The sequence below is a fragment of the Streptomyces sp. NBC_00846 genome (assembly GCF_045207325.1).
Taxonomy (GTDB): domain Bacteria; phylum Actinomycetota; class Actinomycetes; order Streptomycetales; family Streptomycetaceae; genus Streptomyces.
This window is the reverse complement of record NZ_CP108846.1, coordinates 1,518,449-1,536,718: the sequence shown is the minus strand read 5'-3', so window position 1 is coordinate 1,536,718 and position 18,270 is coordinate 1,518,449. Positions and strand designations below refer to the sequence as shown.

Sequence of the window (18,270 nt, the reverse complement as noted above, 5' to 3'; positions counted from 1 at the left end):
GTCGTAGGCGATTCCCGGTGAGGGTGTAACTCCTTTCACTGGACGCGCGTTGGGCCTTACGTAGACTGGGGCATCTTCGAGCACCATCACGCAGGGAGTTACGACCGTGGCAAGTGGCAACGCGATTCGGGGAAGCCGGGTCGGAGCGGGGCCGATGGGGGAGGCCGAGCGGGGCGAGTCCGCACCACGCCTCCGCATCTCCTTCTGGTGCTCGAACGGGCACGAGACGCAGCCGAGCTTCGCCAGTGACGCGCAGGTACCGGAGACCTGGGACTGCCCGCGCTGTGGTTTCCCGGCCGGCCAGGACCGGGACAGCCCGCCGGACCCGCCGCGCACCGAGCCGTACAAGACGCACCTCGCGTACGTACGCGAGCGGCGCAGCGATGCGGACGGCGAGGCCATCCTCGCCGAGGCCCTGGCGAAACTCCGGGGCGAGATCTAGTTGTTGTTCACCGGCCGGGCACCTCACAGGTGCCCGGCCGGAGCGCTTTCGTCGTGCCGCAGCTTGCCGTCGTCTCGTCCGCCCTTCTGATCAATTAGGTTGGAAGGGCAGCGGGGCTTGCAGGCACGAGAAGAAGTGGGCTGATATCCGGGATGAATACACCAAGCCGAACCAGGCTCAACCAGACGCCCGAGTGGACCGCTCTGGGCAAGCACCGCGAGCAGTTCGGGACCACCCATCTGCGGCAGCTCTTCGCAGACGATCCGGAGCGCGGCACCGGATACACGCTCCGGGTCGGCGATCTGTACGTCGACTACTCCAAGCACCTGGTCACCGACGAGACGCTCCGGCTGCTGCGTGAGCTCGCAGAGGCCACCGGGGTGGCGGAGCTGCGGGACGCGATGTTCCGCGGGGAGAAGATCAACACCACCGAGGGCCGCGCCGTCCTGCACACTGCGCTGCGCGCCTCGCGTGATGCGGTGATCGAGGTCGACGGCGAGAACGTGGTGCCGGCCGTGCACGCCGTGCTCGACAGGATGGCGGCCTTCTCCGACCGCATCAGGTCGGGGGAGTGGACCGGTCATACCGGTAAGCGCATCAAGAACATCGTCAACATCGGCATCGGCGGCTCCGACCTCGGCCCCGCCATGGCGTACGAGGTGCTGCGCTCCTTCACGGACCGCTCGCTCACCGTTCGCTTCGTGTCGAACGTCGACGGCGCCGACCTCCACGAGGCCGTGCGCGATCTCGATCCGGCCGAGACGCTCTTCGTCATCGCGTCGAAGACCTTCACCACGATCGAGACCATCACCAACGCCACCTCCGCCCGCAACTGGCTCCTGACCGGTCTGAGGGCCGGTCAGGACGCGGTTGCCAAGCACTTCGTGGCGCTGTCCACCAACGCCGAGAAGGTCGTTGACTTCGGCATCGACACCGCCAACATGTTCGAGTTCTGGGACTGGGTCGGCGGCCGCTACTCCTACGACTCCGCCATCGGCCTCTCGCTGATGATCGCCGTCGGCCCGGACCGGTTCCGCGAGATGCTCGACGGCTTCCACCTCGTCGACGAACACTTCCGCACCGCTCCCGCCGAGGACAACGTCCCGCTGCTGCTGGGCCTGTTGGGCGTTTGGTACGGCGCCTTCTTCGACGCCCAGTCGCATGCCGTGCTGCCGTACAGCCACTACCTGTCCAAGTTCACCGCGTACTTGCAGCAGCTGGACATGGAGTCCAACGGCAAGTCCGTGGACCGGGACGGCAATCCGGTCGACTGGCAGACCGGACCGGTCGTCTGGGGCACCCCCGGCACCAACGGGCAGCACGCCTATTACCAGCTGATCCACCAGGGCACCAAGGTCATCCCGGCCGACTTCATCGGCTTTGCCGAGCCCGTCGCCGACCTGCTGCCCGGTCTCGTCGCCCAGCACGACCTGCTGATGGCCAACTTCTTCGCCCAGACCCAGGCGCTGGCCTTCGGCAAGACGCCGGACGAGGTCCGCGCCGAGGGCGTCGCCGAGGAACTGGTGCCGCACAAGACCTTCCAGGGCAACCACCCGACGACGACGATCCTCGCCGACCGGCTGACGCCGTCCGTCCTCGGCCAGCTGATCGCGCTGTACGAGCACAAGGTCTTCGTCCAGGGCGCCATCTGGAACATCGACTCCTTCGACCAGTGGGGCGTCGAGCTCGGCAAGGTCCTGGCCAAGAAGATCGAGCCGGTGCTGACCGAAGGCAAGGGGGGCGAGCAGCTGGACAGCTCGACCGCCGCACTCGTTACGGCATACCGCGCCCGCAGGGGGCGCTGAGCCGATGACCACGGGGGAGCGGACGGTGCGGCTGAGGCCGCCCAGCAACACTCTGGACGCGCGGGCCGTCGGCTGGTGGCGGGCCCAGTGGCTGCTGCTGACCGCGGCGCCGGTGGCCGTCCTGGCGGTGCTCGGCGTGCTCATCGAGCCCGCCCGGTTCTGGCTGCTGCTGCCCGCCGCGATCCTCGCGGTCCTCGGTATCGGCTGCGCCGTCCTCTTCCCCCTCTGGTGGTTCCGCACCCATCGCTGGGAGGTCACCGACGAAGCGGTGTACGTCAGAACCGGGGTCCTGCGACAGGAGTGGCGGATCGCCCCGATGTCCCGCATCCAGACCGTGGACACCGTCCGCGGCCCGCTCGAACAGCTCTACCGGCTCGCCACGGTCACCGTGACCACCGCGTCGTCCAAGGGCGCGGTCCGGATCGAGGGACTGGGCCACGAGCTGGCGGCCGAGCTGGCCGAGCGGCTGACCCGGATCACCCAGGACACCCCCGGGGACGCCACATGAGCGCCGAGGCGGTCGTCTCCCCGGACGCCGGGGGCGACGACCGCACCACCGGCCCCGACACCGACTGGCGGCGGCTGGACCGGCGTACGGTCCTCGTCAGCGCACTCGTCACGGTCGGAGTGGCGGCCGGTGCGGCGGTGCCCACCACGCTCGGGCTCTCCGGGCGGTTCGGCGTCGGGCCCGCGGTCGCGTGGGTGCTGGCCGGTGCGCTCCTGCTGATCGGTTCCGCCGCGGCCGGCGACTACGTACGGTGGCGCCGCACCCGCTACCGCGTCGGCGCCGAACGGGTCGAGCTCCACACCGGCCTGTTCCTGGTCAAGAAGCGCTCACTGGCCCGTGAACGCATCCGCAGCGTCGACCTCACCGCCCATCCGCTCCAACGGGTCCTCGGCCTGGTGACCGTCCGTATCGGCACCGGCGAGCACTCCGGCGGCGAATCCACCCTGGAACTGGATCCGGTCCCCAAGGCCGAGGGCGAACGGCTCCGCCGCGGACTGCTGGAGCGTACGGCCACCGGCGCCCCGGGCACGCATCGCGAGGGCGAACTCGTCGCCCTCGACCCGCGCTGGATCCGTTACGCACCGGTTTCGTTCGTGGCCCCCGCACTCGGCGGCGCGGCGGCCGGTGCGGTGATGCAGGTCAGCGACTGGTTCGGGGCACAGGGGCAGGTGATCGACTGGGTCGGCGACCGGTTCCGCGACACCTCGCTGACGGCCATGATCGTGATCCTCGCCGTCGCGGCCGTGGCGGCCGGTGTCGTCGGCGCTCTCGGGCTGTGGGTCGAGATGTGGTGGAGCTACCGGCTGGAGCGCGAACCCGGTGGCACCCTTCGCATCCGGCGCGGCCTGCTGACCTCCCGGTCCGTCTCCATCGAGGAGCGGCGGCTGCGCGGAGTCGACCTCGTCGAACCGTTCGGCATCCGGCTCTTCGGCGCCGCCCGCGTCGACGCGATCACCACCGGACTGGCCAAGGACGACGAGGAGCAGCACGGCGACCACAACACCCTGCTGCCCGCCGCACCCCGGCCCGTCGCCGACACGGTGGCCGCCGACGTCCTGCGCGCGACCACGTCCCCGACTGGTGCCCCGCTGACCGGGCACCCCGTCGGGGCCCGCGGCCGGCGGCTGCGCCGGGCGTTCTGGGCCGTCGTCGTCCCCGTGGCCGTCCAGGCCGTGCTCGGCGTGCTGCTGACCCCCGTACTGCTCTGGACCGCGCTCGGCTGCGCGGCCGTGGGGCTGCCTCTGGGGGTGTTCGTGGCCCTTGACTCGTACCGCGGTCTGGGGCATGGCCTCAGCGGCGACTACCTGGTGGTCCGGTCGGGCACGGTCCGGCGTTCGACCGCCGCGCTGGAGCGGGCCGGGGTCATCGGCTGGACGGTCCGGCAGACGTACTTCCAGCGGCGGTCAGGCGTGCTGAGTCTCACCGCGACGACGGCCGCGGGAGCGGGCGCGTACACGGCGTACGACGCGGACGCGAGCGAGGGCCTCGACTTCGCCTCGCAGGCGGTCCCGGGCCTGCTGGAACCCTTCCTGGAGCGCACCCCGGCGGCCGGCTGAGCGCTGGAGGGGCCGCGCGCCGCGCCGATGACGCGGAATCAGCTGCCCCGGTGCCGGCCGGCGCCACGACATCCGGGGCGTCGGGGGACGGCGAGCCCGGCTCCCCGCCCTTTCACGCCGCGGGCCCGGCCGCTCCGAGGAGCGAACCAGGCCCGGGTGCAACGGTACTGACGGCCACTCAGGGAGAGGCCGGCGGATACAGCGCACGCGGCAGCCGCGAGGCCGCCGCCGCGTCCATCAGCCACAGGGTGCGGCTGCGTCCGTACGCACCGGCCGCCGGGGCCTGGATCTCCCCGGCACCCGAGAGCGCGATCTCCGCGGCCTCCGCCTTGTCCTCACCCGCGGCGAGCAGCCACACCTCGCGCGCCGCCCGGATCGCGGGCAGCGTGAGCGAGACCCGGGTGGGCGGCGGCTTGGGGGCGCCGTGCACACCGACGACGGTGCGTTCGGTCTCCCGTACCGCGGGCAGTTCCGGGAAGAGCGACGCGACATGCGTGTCCGGGCCGACGCCCAGCATCAGCACATCGAACGTCGGCACCGGACCGTGGTCCTCCGGACCGGCCGCCGCGGCCAGTTCCCCGGCGTACGTGGCCGCGGCCGCGTCGGCGTCGTTGCCGCAGGGGCCGTCCGAGGCGGGCATCGCGTGTACCCGGGACGGGGTCAGCGGCACCGAGTCGAGCAGGGCCTCGCGGGCCTGCGTGACATTGCGCTCCGGATGGCCTTCCGGCAGGAACCGCTCGTCGCCCCACCACAGATCGAGCCGCGACCAGTCGATCGCGTCCCGGGCGGGCGCGGCGGCGAGGGCGGCCAGCAGGCCGTTGCCGTTGCGCCCGCCGGTGAGGACCACCGAGGCGTAGCCACGGGCGGCCTGGGCGTCCACGACCCTCGTGATCAGCCGGGCCGCGGCGGCCTGCGCCATCAGCTCCTTGTCGCGGTGCACGACAAGCTGAGGGGCACTCACTTCGTCGCCGCCTTCTTGGCCGCCGTCTTCTTGGCGGCGGCCGGGCCGGCGGTCCCGCCGGACTTCGGTTCGGTGGACTTGGGCTCGGTGGACTTGGGCTCGGCAGGCTTCTGCACCGCCGGTCCGCCGAGCTTCTCCACGCCGAACTTCACCGTCGCCTCATAGGTGTTGTCCGGGTCCAGGCGCCGCAGCTCCTCGGCGAGCAGCTCGGAGGTTTCCCGCCGCTTGAGCGCCACCGCACGGTCGGGCTGGCCCTGCATCGAGAGCGTGGCCAGCGAACCGTCCGGCCGGTCCAGGACGATGACACCGTTCTTGGTCGTCATCCGCACGGCCGTCAGACCGGGGCCGTCGGACTGGGTGCGCTCCACCGGAACCTTGAGCCGGTCGGCGAGCCACATGGCGAGCAGCTCACAGCTCGGGTTCTCCGACTCGCCCTCGACCGTCGCCGCGACGATCTCGACGTGCTGCTGGTCGAGCGCGGCCGCGAGCATCGAGCGCCACGGCGTGATGCGGGTCCAGGCCAGATCGGTGTCGCCCGGGGTGTACGACCGGGCGCGGACGGCGAGTTCGTCGCTCGGGTGCTCCGAGGAGTACGCGTCCGTGATCCGGCGCTGGGCGAGCGCGCCCAGCGGGTCCTTCGCCGGGTCGTCGGGTGCGTCCTCGGGCCACCAGACCACGACCGGGGCGTCCGGCAGCAGCAGCGGCAGGACCACCGACTGGGCGTGGTTGGCCAGCTCGCCGTGGAGACGCAGGACGACGGTCTCGCCGGTGCCCGCGTCGGAGCCGACCCGCACCTCGGCGTCGAGCCGGGCGTCCCGGCGGCTGCGCGGCGAACGGCTGACCCGCTTGATCACCGCGATGATCCGCGAGGGGTGCTCGCGCGAGGCGTCGCCGGCCGACTTGAGCGCGTCGTACGCGTTCTCCTCGTCGGTGACGATGACCAGGGTCAGCACCATGCCGATGGCCGGGGTACCGATGGCCCGGCGGGCCGACACCAGCGCCTGGTTGATCTTGCTGGAAGTGGTCTCCGTGAGATCGATCTTCATGGCCGACGCCAGCTCCGTCCGTCTCGTGCGAGCATCTCGTCCGCCTCGGCCGGGCCCCAGGTGCCCGCCGGGTACTGCGCGGGCTTGCCGTGCTTGTCCCAGTACTCCTCGATCGGGTCGAGGATGTTCCAGGAGAGTTCGACCTCCTGGTGCCGCGGGAACAGGTTGGCGTCGCCGAGCAGCACATCGAGGATGAGCCGCTCGTACGCCTCCGGGCTGGACTCCGTGAAGGACTCGCCGTACGCGAAGTCCATCGTGACGTCCCGGACCTCCATCGAGGTGCCGGGCACCTTGGAGCCGAACCGCACGGTCACGCCCTCGTCCGGCTGGACCCGGATGACCAGGGCGTTGCCGCCCAGCTCCTTGGTCGCGCCGGACTCGAAGGGCAGATACGGGGCGCGCTTGAAGACGACCGCGATCTCCGTGACGCGGCGGCCGAGCCGCTTTCCGGTACGGAGGTAGAACGGCACGCCCGCCCAGCGGCGGTTGTTGATCGTCAGCTTGATCGCGGCGAAGGTGTCGGTCGTCGACTTGGGGTCGATGCCGTCCTCCTCCAGATAGCCGAGGACCTCCTCGCCGCCCTGCCAGGCGCGCGCGTACTGGCCGCGCACCGTGTGCTTGCCCAGGTCGTCCGGCAGTTCCACCGCCGTGAGCACCTTGAGCTTCTCGGCGACCAGGGCCTTCGGGTGGAAGGAGCCGGGCTCCTCCATCGCCGTCAGTGCCAGCAGCTGGAGCAGGTGGTTCTGGATGACGTCACGGGCGGCACCGATGCCGTCGTAGTAGCCGGCCCGGCCGCCGATGCCGATGTCCTCGGCCATCGTGATCTGGACGTGGTCGACGTACGACCTGTTCCAGATCGGCTCGAACATCGTGTTGGCGAACCGCAGCGCCAGGATGTTCTGGACCGTTTCCTTGCCCAGGTAGTGGTCGATCCGGAAGACCTCGTTGGGCGGGAACACGTCGTGCACGTTCTGGTTGAGCTCCTGTGCGCTCTTCAGATCGTGGCCGAAGGGCTTCTCGATGACGGCACGCCGCCAGGAACCCTCCTTCTGGTCCGCGAGCCCGTGCTTCTTGAGCTGCTGGACGACCTTGGGGAAGAACTTCGGAGGCACGGACAGATAGAAGGCGAAGTTGCCTCCCGTGCCCTGTGCCTTGTCCAGCTCCTGGATCGTCGCCTTCAGCGTCTCGAAGGCGTCGTCGTCGTCGAAGTTGCCCTGGACGAAGCGCATCCCCTGGATGAGCTGCTGCCAGACCTCTTCACGGAACGGCGTACGGGCGTGCTGCTTGACGGCGTCGTGGACCTCCTGTGCGAAGTCCTCGTCGTGCCACTCGCGGCGCGCGAAACCGATGAGGGAGAAGCCCGGCGGCAGCAGGCCGCGATTGGCCAGGTCGTAGACGGCTGGCATCAGCTTTTTACGGGACAAATCGCCCGTGACCCCAAAGATCACCAGACCCGACGGTCCCGCGATGCGCGGGAGCCGTCGGTCCTGGGGGTCACGAAGCGGGTTGGCTCCGGGAACACCAGACAAGGTGGTCAGCCCTCCGAAGGGGCGAGGCGCTTGAGCTCTGCCTCGGTCGAGTTGAGCAGGTCGATCCAGGACGCCTCGAACTTCTCGACGCCCTCGTCCTCGAGGAGCTGGACGACGTCGGCGTAGGAGATCCCGAGCTTCGCGACGCCGTCGAGCTCGGCGCGGGCCTGCTCGTAGGTGCCGGCGATGGTGTTGCCCGTGATCTGTCCGTGGTCCGCGGTGGCGTCCAGAGTGGCCTCGGGCATGGTGTTCACCGTGCCGGGGGCGACCAGGTCGTCGACGTACAGGGTGTCCTTGTACGCGGGGTCCTTGACACCGGTCGAGGCCCACAGCGGGCGCTGCTTGTTGGCGTGCGCCTTGTCCAGGGCGGCCCAGCGGTCCGAGCCGAAGACCTCCTCGTACGCCTGGTAGGCGAGCCGGGCGTTGGCGAGCGCCGCCTTGCCCTTGAGCGCCTTGGCCTCGTCGGTGCCGATCGCGTCGAGACGCTTGTCGATCTCGGTGTCCACGCGGGACACGAAGAAGGAGGCCACCGAGTGGATCTTGGAGAGGTCCAGGCCCGCGGCCTTCGCCTTCTCCAGACCCGCCAGGTAGGCATCCATGACCTCGCGGTAGCGCTCCAGCGAGAAGATCAGCGTGACGTTGACGCTGATGCCCTTTCCGATGACCTCGGTGATCGCCGGAAGACCGGCCTTCGTCGCCGGGATCTTGATGAGCGTGTTGGGCCGGTCCACCAGCCAGGCCAGCTGCTTGGCCTCGGCGACGGTGGCGTCGGTGTGGTGGGCCAGACGAGGGTCGACCTCGATGGAGACCCGGCCGTCCTGGCCGTCCGTGGCGTCGAAGACCGGACGCAGGATGTCCGCGGCGTCCCGCACATCGGCCGTCGTGATCATGCGGATGGCCTCGTCGACGGTGACCTTGCGGGTGGCGAGATCGGTGAGCTGGCGCTCGTACCCGTCGCCGTGCGAGATCGCCTTCTGGAAGATCGACGGGTTGGTGGTGACGCCCACGACGTGCTGCTCGTCGATCAGCTCGGCGAGGTTGCCCGAGGTGATCCGCTTGCGCGACAGGTCATCGAGCCAGATCGCCACGCCCTCGTCGGAGAGGCGCTTGAGTGCGTCTGTCATGAGAATTGCATCTCCTACTAGTCGTATAACGGCGTCAGCGCGTGGCGGCGGCGAGAGATTCCCGCGCTGCGGCGGCGACGTGCTCGCCGGTGAAGCCGAACTCACGGAAGAGGACCTTGGCGTCGGCCGAGGCACCGAAGTGCTCCAGCGAGACGATCCGGCCGGCGTCTCCGACGTACCGGTGCCAGGTCAGACCGATACCGGCCTCGACCGCGACCCGGGCCTTCACGGACGGCGGCAGAACGCTGTCCTTGTACGCCTGGTCCTGCTCCTCGAACCACTCGACCGACGGCATCGAGACCACCCGGGTCGGGATGCCGGCCGCCTGCAGCTCCTCGCGCGCCTCGACGGCGAGGTGCACCTCGGAGCCCGTACCGATGAGGAGGACCTGGGCGTCGCCGCCTTCGGCCTCGAAGAGCACGTAGCCGCCCTTGGCCGCGTCCTCGTTCGCCTCGTACGTGGGCACGCCCTGACGGGTCAGCGCCAGGCCGTGCGGGGCTCCCTTGCCGAACACCTTGGTGTAGCGGCGCAGGATCTCGCGCCAGGCGACGGCGGTCTCGTTCGCGTCGGCCGGGCGGACGATGTTCAGGCCCGGGATGGCGCGCAGCGAGGCCAGGTGCTCCACCGGCTGGTGGGTCGGGCCGTCCTCGCCGAGACCGATGGAGTCGTGCGTCCACACGTACGTCACCGGCAGGTGCATCAGCGCGGACAGGCGCACGGCGTTGCGCATGTAGTCGGAGAACACCAGGAAGGTGCCGCCGTAGATACGGGTGTGGCCGTGCAGCGCGATGCCGTTCATGGCCGCGGCCATGGCGTGCTCGCGGATGCCGAAGTGGATCGTGCGGCCGTACGGGTCCGCGCCCGGCAGCGGGTTGCCCGTCGGGAGGAACGACGACGTCTTGTCGATCGTCGTGTTGTTCGAGCCCGCCAGGTCGGCGGAGCCGCCCCACAGCTCGGGGACGATCTCGCCGAGAGCCTGGAGCACCTTGCCGGAGGCGGCACGGGTGGCGACGCTCTTGCCCGGCTCGAAGACGGGGAGCTTGTCCTCCCAGCCGGCGGGCAGCTCGCCCGCGGAGATCCGGTCGAACTCGGCGGCGCGCTCCGGATTGGCGGTGCGCCACGCGGCGAGGGACTTCTCCCACTCGGCCTTGGCCTCGCGGCCGCGGTCCAGCGCCTCACGGGTGTGCGAGATGACCTCGTCGGAGACCTCGAAGGTCTTCTCCGGGTCGAAGCCGAGGACCTTCTTCGTCGCGGCGACCTCTTCGTCACCGAGTGCCGAGCCGTGCGAGGCCTCGGTGTTCTGGGCGTGCGGGGCGGGCCAGGCGATGATCGAACGGGCCGCGATGAACGACGGGCGCTCGGTCTCGGCCTTGGCGGCCTGCAGCGCCGCGTACAGACCTGCGGGGTCCAGGTCGCCGCTGGGCAGCTGGTCGACGCGCTGGACGTGCCAGCCGTACGCCTCGTACCGCTTCAGGGTGTCCTCGGAGACCGCGGTCTCCGTGTCGCCCTCGATGGAGATGTGGTTGTCGTCCCACAGCAGGACCAGGTTGCCGAGCTTCTGGTGCCCGGCCAGCGAGGACGCCTCCGCGGAGATGCCCTCCTGGAGGCAGCCGTCGCCCGCGACGACCCAGATCATGTGGTCGAACGGGGAGGTGCCGGGGGCCGCCTCCGGGTCGAACAGGCCGCGCTCGTAGCGGGCGGCCATCGCCATGCCCACCGCGTTGGCGACACCCTGGCCCAGCGGGCCCGTGGTCGTCTCGACGCCGGTGGTGTGGCCGTACTCCGGGTGACCGGGGGTCTTCGAACCCCAGGTGCGGAAGGCCTTGAGGTCATCGAGCTCCAGGCCGTACCCGGCCAGGTAGAGCTGGATGTAGAGGGTCAGGCTGCTGTGCCCCGCGGAGAGCACGAACCGGTCGCGACCGGTCCACTCGGCGTCGGCGGGGTCGTGCCGCATCACCTTCTGGAAGAGGGTGTACGCGGCGGGAGCCAGGCTCATCGCCGTGCCCGGGTGGCCGTTTCCGACCTTCTGTACGGCGTCGGCGGCAAGGACGCGGACAGTGTCCACGGCCCGCTGGTCCAATTCGGTCCACTGGAGGTCTGTGGTGGTCGGCTTGGTGCTCACCCTGAGTCAGGGCTCCTCTCCACTGTTGTAAACCGGTGACTGGTGACCGCACCGGGCGCTGTCGAGCCTACCCTCGTCGAAACACGCATTTTCCGGCTGCTTTCCAGGGTGCGGGTGGTCCGTGGAGTTCGCCTCCCGTATGAGCGCGACGGCTCACTTCTGGGCCCTCCGATGAGCGCCTCAGGCCACTTCTGGGCCCTCCGATGAGCGTGTCCTTTCACTGATGCGCCACCTCGGTCAGCGAGGCCCTCATATGCCACTTCGATGAGCGCGTCCGTTTACTTCTGCGCCACTTCAACACGACCGCACCCCCCGCGAAGGGCGGCCTGTCCCCAACGTCTACAGTGGTCTGGTTCGCGCAAGTCTTTACTGGGCCTTCACGCCCGGAGCTTGCTGGGATTTCTCTGTCAGGGGTGTGCGTGACGGCCGTCGAGTCCCGACCCGCAGGGGTCGCCTTGACTCCCAGTCCAGGGGGCCATCGCCCGTTCGGGGCCCGTGTCAAGGCATTCGTGGCGTTGACCAAGCCTCGGATCATCGAGCTTTTGCTGATCACCACTGTTCCGGTGATGTTCCTGGCCGCTCAGGGTGTACCCGATCTGTGGCTCGTTCTCACCACCACCGTCGGGGGATATCTCTCCGCGGGCGGTGCCAACGCGCTGAACATGTACATCGACCGCGACATCGACGCGTTGATGGACCGTACGTCGCAGCGCCCGCTGGTCACCGGAATGGTGACCCCGCGTGAGTGCCTGGCCTTTGGTATTGCCCTCGCGGTGATCTCCACGGCCTGGTTCGGACTGCTGGTCAACTGGCTGTCGGCGGCGTTGTCGCTCGGTGCGCTGCTCTTCTACGTCGTCGTCTACACGATGCTGCTGAAGCGCCGCACCTCGCAGAACATCGTCTGGGGCGGCATCGCCGGCTGCATGCCGGTCCTCATCGGCTGGTCCGCCGTGACCAACTCGATGTCCTGGGCCGCGGTCATCCTCTTCGCCGTCATCTTCTTCTGGACGCCGCCGCACTACTGGCCGCTGTCGATGAAGGTCAAGGACGACTACGCCAGGGTCGGCGTGCCGATGCTGCCGGTCATCGCCTCCAACCGGGTGGTGGCCCGCCAGATCGTCGTCTACAGCTGGGTGATGGTCGCCGTCTCGCTGCTGCTGACCCCGCTCGGCTACACCGGCTGGTTCTACACGGCGGTGGCGCTGCTGACCGGCGGGTTCTGGCTCTGGGAGGCCCACGGCCTGCTCAACCGGGCCAAGGCCGGGGTGACGGGCGGGAAGCTCAAGGAGATGCGGCTGTTCCACTGGTCGATCACCTATGTCTCGCTGCTCTTCGTCGCCGTGGCGGTCGACCCCTTCCTGAGGTAGTCCCGCTTCACCGACACCTGCCGACGGGCGGGGTGCGTGGCCCAGGCCACGTGCCCCGCCCGTCGCACGTCGGCGTACCCATCGGTAGCATCCTGAGCATGGCAGAGACGGCAGAAACCCAGGTGGAGAGCGGCAAGCAGGCGGCCCGCGCGGAGCGCAGGGCGGCGAGGCTCGCCAAGCAGATCGGTGCCTTCTCCAAGGCCCACGGCGGTGCGGAGGGACAGCTCTCCTACATCGGGCAGATGGGCACCCGCATCGTTCTCGTCGGCGAGGACGGCGGCTGGGGCGATCTGGTCGCCCCGTCGTACGCGGTCGCCGAGAGTGCCGCCCGGAAGGCCGGGATCACGATGCACGAGTCCTTCGACGGGGAGTTCGCCGCGAAGGTCCGCACCGGCCCGTACGAGTGGACGCGGATGGCCGGAATCCAGGTGGGCGGCCCGTTCGACAAGGCCTGAGGGCAGGCGAAAGCCCCCTGCTCACCGCATTCAGCCGGGCTGGCAGGGGGCTTTCGATCAGCCGCTGACGAAACCTTTAGGGGATTCGCGCGTTGGCATTTCTGCCGCGCGCCGGGAATGGTCCGTACTGCACGTACCCAATGACGCCTTGCCCATGTGCTCCCCGGCGCGCGGCGCCTTTCAGGCGATGAGCGCTGTTTCGCTGTGCGGGGTCGGAGTCGGCCCGACCTCCACCGGCCGCTCGCGCAGCGACAGCAGGACGCGCACCACGCCGATCCACACCAGGCACGAGCCGAGCATGTGCAGTCCGACCAGTACTTCCGGCGTGTCGGTGAAATATTGCACGTACCCGACAAGTCCCTGCCCCAGCAGCACCAGGAAGAGGTCACGGGTGCGGCGCAGCGGCCCGACGGGTGCGTCCACGGCCTTCAGTACGAACCAGAGGGCCACGGTCAGCGCCACCACGGCCCAGGCCAGATCGGCGTGCAGCTGCGTGATCATCTTCCAGTCGATCGGAATGCGGTGGACTTCGCTGGAGTCACCCGCGTGCCGTCCGGCGCCCGTGACGACTGTGCCGACCGCGATCAGCAGCCCCGCCACGACCGCGAGCAGCCAGGTCAGCTGGGACACCGCCTTGCCCACCAGCGGCCGGGGCGCCGCGTCGCCCTCACGGACCCGCTGCCACGTCACCATCGCGACGGTGAGCAGCGCCGTGGAGAGCAGGAAGTGCGCCGCGACGGTGTACGGGTTGAGGCCGACCAGCACCACGATGCCGCCGAGCACCGCGTTGCCCATGACCACCCAGAACTGCACCCAGCCGAGCCGGGTGAGGCTGCGCCGCCAGGGCTTCGCGGACCGGGCGGCGATGATCGCCCACCCGACGGCCGCGCACAGGACGTACGTCAGCATCCGGTTGCCGAACTCGATGGCGCCGTGGAGGCCCATCTCGCTCGTCGCCGTGAGGCTCTCCTCGGTGCACTTGGGCCAGGTCGGGCAGCCCAGGCCGGAGCCGGTCAGCCGCACCGCGCCGCCGGTCACGACGATGAGCACGGCCATGACGACGGCCGACATGGCCGCACGGCGGACCGTGCGGGGGGACGGAGTCCATCGCTCGGCGATGTAGAGGAGCGGGTTCCGCACGGCTTGAGCGACTTCGGCTCGGGTCAGCTTGGGCACGCGCACCATGGTAGGCGGCGGCTTGTGCAAGCTTTCACGAGGGGGACGAGTTACCCCGAAACGTCGACCGATGCGTGGGCCCGCTCACTCCCAGCGGAAGAACTTCGCCGCCGCGCCCAGCCCGAGCACCGCCCATACCGCGAGGATGCCGAGGTCTCCCCACGGCATCGACGCGCCGTGCTGGAGTACGTCGCGCAGCCCGTCCGACAGGGCAGCGATCGGCAGCAGCCCCAGCACCGACTGCACCGCGTCCGGGAACTTCTCCAGCGGCACGATGACACCGCCGCCGACCAGCAGCAGCAGGAAGACCAGATTGGCCGCGGCGAGCGTCGCCTCCGCCTTCAGCGTCCCGGCCATCAGCAGCCCGAGCCCGGAGAAGGCCGCGGTGCCGAGCACGAGCAGCAGCAGGACGGCGAACGGGTTGCCGTGCGGCGACCAGCCCAGCGCGAACGCGATCACCGTCAGCAGCACCACCTGCAGCACCTCGGTGACCAGTACGGAGAGGGTCTTGGCGGTCATCAGGGCCCAGCGGGGCAGCGGCGAGGCGCCGAGCCGCTTGAGCACCCCGTACCGCCGCTCGAAGCCGGTGGCGATGGCCTGGCCGGTGAAGGCCGTCGACATCACGGCGAGCGCGAGGATGCCGGGGGTCAGGAAGTCGACCGACTCGCCCGAGCCGGTGTCCACGATGTCGACCGCGCTGAACAGCACCAGCAGCAGCGTCGGGATGATCACGGTCAGCAGCAGTTGCTCGCCGTTGCGCAGCAGCATCCGCGTCTCCAGCGCGGTCTGCGTGGTGATCATGCGGGACAGCGGGGCGGCGCCGGGCCGCGGGGTGTACGTACCGGCGCTCATGCGCGCAGCTCCTTGCCGGTCAGTTCCAGGAAGACGTCCTCCAGTGTGTGCCGCTCCACGGAGATGCCGGACGGCATCACGCCGTGCTGCGCGCACCAGGAGGTGACGGTGGCCAGCAGCTGCGGGCCGACGTCGCCGGTGATGCGGTACGTGCCCGGAGTGAGCTCGGCCGCCTCGGTACCGTCGGGCAGTGCCTTCAGCAGGGAGCCGAGGTCGAGCGCGGGGCGGCCGGTGAAGCGCAGGGTGTTCTCGGCGCCGCCGCGGCAGAGCGTCTCCGGGCTGCCCTGGGCGATGACCTTGCCCGCGTCGATGACGGCGACGTCGTCGGCGAGCTCCTCGGCCTCGTCCATGAAGTGCGTGGTCAGGATGGTGGACACGCCATCGGCGCGCAGCTCCCGTACGAGATCCCAGGTGGACCGGCGGGCCTGCGGGTCGAGGCCGGCGGTCGGTTCGTCCAGGAAGACCAGTTCGGGGCGGCCCACGACGGCCATCGCCAGGGCGAGCCGCTGCTGCTGGCCGCCGGAGAGCCGGCGGTAGGCCGTCCGGCCGCAGCTGCCGAGGCCGAGGCGCTCGATCAGGGCGTCGACGTCCAGGGGATGGGCGTGGAGTTTCGCCATGTGGCGGAGCATCTCGTCGGCGCGCGCTCCGGAGTAGACGCCGCCCGACTGGAGCATCACGCCGATCCGCGGGCGGAGCAGCGCGGCATCGGCGACCGGATCGAGACCGAGGACCCGTACCGTCCCGTCATCCGGACGGCGGTAGCCCTCGCAGGTTTCGATGGTGGTGGTCTTGCCGGCGCCGTTGGGGCCGAGGACGGCGGTGACCGCGCCGGTGCGTACACGCAGGTCGAGGCCGTCCACAGCGGTCTTGGGGCCGTACCGCTTCACCAGTCCGCGGACCTCGATGGCCAGGTGCGGCGCGGAGTGCCTCGATGGGGGGCAGCGGCCGGGTGACGGGAGGGCGGACTCGCTCTTCATGGCCGGTAAGTCTAGGCAGGGGCGGGAAACGCCCGTGTCCCGGGGCCGCATTAGGTAACCCTAAGTGATGAAACGCACCGTAGATCGTTCCGGACCGTGGTTGTCAGGGCGAGATGAATTACGCAACAATGGCGTTGTGAAATACGTTGGCGAGGCTCCGCAGGAGGAACTCGCGACCGGAGAGCGCTCGACGCGCAACCGCGTCGCGCGCTCCATCCTGGACCACGGCCCGTCCACGGTTTCTGAGCTGGCCAAGCGCCTGGGCCTGACCCAGGCCGCGGTACGCCGCCATCTCGACGCCCTCGTCTCCGACGGCGTCGTCGAGGCCCGCGAACAGCGGGTGTACGGCGCGCGGACCCGGGGCCGCCCGGCCAAGGTGTTCGCCCTCACCGACTTCGGGCGGGACGCCTTCGACCAGTCCTACGACAAGCTCGCCGCAGACGCGCTGCGCTGGATCGCCGAGACCTCGGGCGACGAGGCGGTCGTCGCTTTCGCCCGGGCCAGGATCGCGGCCCAGTCCGAGGCGTACCGCGCGGCGGTCGAGGCCGCGGTCCCGGAGGCACGGACCGAGGCCTTGGCCAAGGCTTTGTCGGCCGACGGGTACGCTGCTACCGCGCGTAGCGCGCCCGGCCCGCAGCAGGGCGAGCAGCTGTGCCAGCACCACTGCCCGGTCGCCCATGTCGCCGAGCAGTACCCGCAGCTGTGCGAGGCGGAGACGGAGTTCTTCTCCAGCCTCCTCGGGACCCATGTGCAGCGTCTGGCCACCATCGCCCACGGCGACGGTGTGTGCACGACCTACATTCCGCGCAGCGGCCACGCAGCACCACAGACCACCCATTCAGTATCTGCAAGCACGGCCGGGAGGAACCCCGCATGACGCTCCCCACGGAGACTGCCCACCCTGAGCTCGAGGGTCTGGGTACGTACGAATTCGGCTGGGCCGACTCCGACGCGGCAGGCGCGGCGGCCAAGCGCGGCCTCTCCGAGGCTGTCGTACGCGACATCTCGGCAAAGAAGAACGAGCCCGAGTGGATGCTGAAGCTCCGTCTCAAGGGGCTGCGCCTGTTCGACAAGAAGCCCATGCCGAACTGGGGCTCGGACCTGTCGGGCATCGACTTCGACAACATCAAGTACTTCGTGCGGTCCACCGAGAAGCAGGCGGAGTCCTGGGAGGACCTGCCCGAGGACATCAAGAACACCTACGACAAGCTCGGTATCCCGGAGGCGGAGAAGCAGCGCCTGGTCGCCGGTGTCGCCGCGCAGTACGAGTCCGAGGTCGTCTACCACCAGATCCGTGAGGACCTGGAGGAGCAGGGCGTCATCTTCCTCGACACGGACACCGCGCTGAAGGAGCACCCGGAGCTCTTCAAGGAGTACTTCGGCACCGTCATCCCGGTCGGCGACAACAAGTTCGCCTCGCTGAACTCGGCCGTGTGGTCCGGTGGCTCGTTCATCTACGTGCCGAAGGGTGTCCACGTCGACATCCCGCTGCAGGCCTACTTCCGTATCAACACGGAGAACATGGGCCAGTTCGAGCGGACGCTGATCATCGTCGACGAGGACGCCTACGTCCACTACGTCGAGGGCTGCACCGCGCCGATCTACTCCTCGGACTCGCTGCACTCCGCCGTTGTCGAGATCATCGTGAAGAAGGGCGGCCGCTGCCGCTACACGACGATCCAGAACTGGTCGAACAACGTCTACAACCTGGTCACCAAGCGCGCCGTGGCGTACGAGGGCGCGACCATGGAGTGGGTCGACGGCAACATCGGCTCCAAGGTCACCATGAAGTACCCGGCCGTCTACCTGATGGGCGAGCACGCCAAGGGCGAGACGCTCTCCATCGCCTTCGCGGGCGAGGGCCAGCACCAGGACGCCGGATCCAAGATGGTCCACATGGCGCCGAACACCTCCTCCAACATCGTCTCCAAGTCGGTGGCGCGAGGCGGCGGCCGTACCTCGTACCGCGGTCTGGTCGAGATCGGCGAGGGCGCCGCGGGCTCCAAGTCCAACGTGCTGTGCGACGCGCTCCTGGTCGACACCATCTCGCGCTCCGACACCTACCCGTACGTCGACGTCCGCGAGGACGACGTGTCGATGGGCCACGAGGCAACCGTCTCCAAGGTCTCCGAGGACCAGCTCTTCTACCTGATGAGCCGCGGTCTGACGGAGTTCGAGGCAATGGCGATGATCGTGCGCGGCTTCGTCGAGCCGATCGCGAAGGAGCTGCCGATGGAGTACGCACTTGAGCTCAACCGGCTGATCGAGCTGCAGATGGAGGGTTCGGTCGGCTAATACGGCTACCGCAGCCGGACGACCGAACTCCCCGACTTTTGACAGAGAAAGCGAG

At 69.5% G+C, this 18,270-nt stretch carries 16 protein-coding genes; 8 read left to right on the top strand and 8 right to left on the bottom strand.

The window, feature by feature from the left end; all coding sequences use genetic code 11:
* Positions 1 to 106 precede the first annotated feature (106 nt).
* The 4 genes from OG936_RS07150 (at position 107) to OG936_RS07135 (ending at position 4,311) form a co-directional block, all read left to right on the top strand.
* Entirely contained in the window at positions 107 to 442 is a 336-nt protein-coding gene (locus OG936_RS07150; protein WP_072483070.1) for an RNA polymerase-binding protein RbpA, read from the top strand.
* A 152-nt stretch (positions 443 to 594) separates the two neighbouring features.
* Positions 595 to 2,247, top strand: coding sequence for a glucose-6-phosphate isomerase (gene pgi, locus OG936_RS07145; RefSeq protein WP_406493312.1), 1,653 nt, complete (start codon positions 595 to 597; stop codon positions 2,245 to 2,247).
* A 4-nt stretch (positions 2,248 to 2,251) separates the two neighbouring features.
* A complete protein-coding gene (locus OG936_RS07140) occupies positions 2,252 to 2,755 on the top strand; it encodes a PH domain-containing protein (RefSeq protein WP_266745526.1) in 504 nt (167 codons plus the stop codon).
* A complete protein-coding gene (locus OG936_RS07135; RefSeq protein WP_406493310.1) occupies positions 2,752 to 4,311 on the top strand; it encodes a PH domain-containing protein in 1,560 nt (519 codons plus the stop codon). Before OG936_RS07140 ends, OG936_RS07135 begins: the two co-directional genes overlap by 4 nt.
* A 178-nt stretch (positions 4,312 to 4,489) precedes the next feature.
* On the opposite strand, the gene pgl is transcribed toward OG936_RS07135, so the two are convergent.
* Genes pgl through tkt form a run of 5 tightly spaced genes read right to left on the bottom strand, consistent with a single transcriptional unit; the run spans position 4,490 to position 11,093 of the window.
* Positions 4,490 to 5,272, bottom strand: a complete 783-nt coding sequence (pgl, locus tag OG936_RS07130; protein ID WP_383749900.1) for a 6-phosphogluconolactonase — start codon at positions 5,270 to 5,272, stop codon at positions 4,490 to 4,492.
* Positions 5,269 to 6,318: a glucose-6-phosphate dehydrogenase assembly protein OpcA gene (gene opcA / locus OG936_RS07125; RefSeq protein WP_406493307.1), complete on the bottom strand. Its 1,050-nt coding sequence runs from the start codon at positions 6,316 to 6,318 to the stop codon at positions 5,269 to 5,271. Before opcA ends, pgl begins: the two co-directional genes overlap by 4 nt.
* The gene (gene zwf / locus OG936_RS07120; RefSeq protein ID WP_406493306.1) at positions 6,315 to 7,847 is read right to left on the bottom strand and encodes a glucose-6-phosphate dehydrogenase; all 1,533 of its coding nucleotides are present in this window, start codon (positions 7,845 to 7,847) and stop codon (positions 6,315 to 6,317) included. The genes opcA and zwf overlap by 4 nt, the downstream gene beginning before the upstream one ends.
* A gap of 5 nt (positions 7,848 to 7,852) precedes the next feature.
* Positions 7,853 to 8,971 (bottom strand): transaldolase, encoded by a 1,119-nt coding sequence (gene tal / locus OG936_RS07115; protein ID WP_406493304.1) that lies wholly within the window; start codon positions 8,969 to 8,971, stop codon positions 7,853 to 7,855.
* Between the two features lie 34 nt (positions 8,972 to 9,005).
* Positions 9,006 to 11,093: a transketolase gene (gene tkt / locus OG936_RS07110; RefSeq protein WP_406493302.1), complete on the bottom strand. Its 2,088-nt coding sequence runs from the start codon at positions 11,091 to 11,093 to the stop codon at positions 9,006 to 9,008.
* Between the two features lie 413 nt (positions 11,094 to 11,506).
* On the opposite strand from tkt, the gene OG936_RS07105 reads away from it, so the two are divergent.
* Positions 11,507 to 12,460, top strand: a complete 954-nt coding sequence (locus OG936_RS07105; protein WP_406493300.1) for a heme o synthase — start codon at positions 11,507 to 11,509, stop codon at positions 12,458 to 12,460.
* 98 nt (positions 12,461 to 12,558) lie between these two features.
* Positions 12,559 to 12,915: a hypothetical protein gene (locus OG936_RS07100; protein WP_406493299.1), complete on the top strand. Its 357-nt coding sequence runs from the start codon at positions 12,559 to 12,561 to the stop codon at positions 12,913 to 12,915.
* A gap of 180 nt (positions 12,916 to 13,095) precedes the next feature.
* Here the strand turns inward: OG936_RS07100 and OG936_RS07095 are convergent, their stop codons facing one another.
* From OG936_RS07095 to OG936_RS07085, 3 genes are all read right to left on the bottom strand, one after another.
* Positions 13,096 to 14,100 (bottom strand): COX15/CtaA family protein, encoded by a 1,005-nt coding sequence (locus OG936_RS07095; RefSeq protein ID WP_406493297.1) that lies wholly within the window; start codon positions 14,098 to 14,100, stop codon positions 13,096 to 13,098.
* Positions 14,101 to 14,175: 75 nt separating this feature from the next.
* Positions 14,176 to 14,943 carry an ABC transporter permease gene (locus tag OG936_RS07090; RefSeq protein ID WP_383749880.1) on the bottom strand — a complete coding sequence of 256 codons (768 nt, stop codon included), beginning with the start codon at positions 14,941 to 14,943 and terminating at the stop codon, positions 14,176 to 14,178.
* Positions 14,940 to 15,920: an ABC transporter ATP-binding protein gene (locus OG936_RS07085; RefSeq protein WP_406493295.1), complete on the bottom strand. Its 981-nt coding sequence runs from the start codon at positions 15,918 to 15,920 to the stop codon at positions 14,940 to 14,942. Before OG936_RS07085 ends, OG936_RS07090 begins: the two co-directional genes overlap by 4 nt.
* A 136-nt stretch (positions 15,921 to 16,056) precedes the next feature.
* Between OG936_RS07085 and OG936_RS07080 the strand changes: the two genes are divergently transcribed.
* Both OG936_RS07080 and sufB read left to right on the top strand, forming a co-directional pair.
* Positions 16,057 to 16,797, top strand: coding sequence for a helix-turn-helix transcriptional regulator (locus tag OG936_RS07080; RefSeq protein ID WP_406493294.1), 741 nt, complete (start codon positions 16,057 to 16,059; stop codon positions 16,795 to 16,797).
* Complete coding sequence (sufB, locus tag OG936_RS07075) at positions 16,794 to 18,215, top strand: Fe-S cluster assembly protein SufB (RefSeq protein WP_406380746.1); 1,422 nt, start codon at positions 16,794 to 16,796, stop codon at positions 18,213 to 18,215. The genes OG936_RS07080 and sufB overlap by 4 nt, the downstream gene beginning before the upstream one ends.
* Positions 18,216 to 18,270 lie beyond the last annotated feature (55 nt).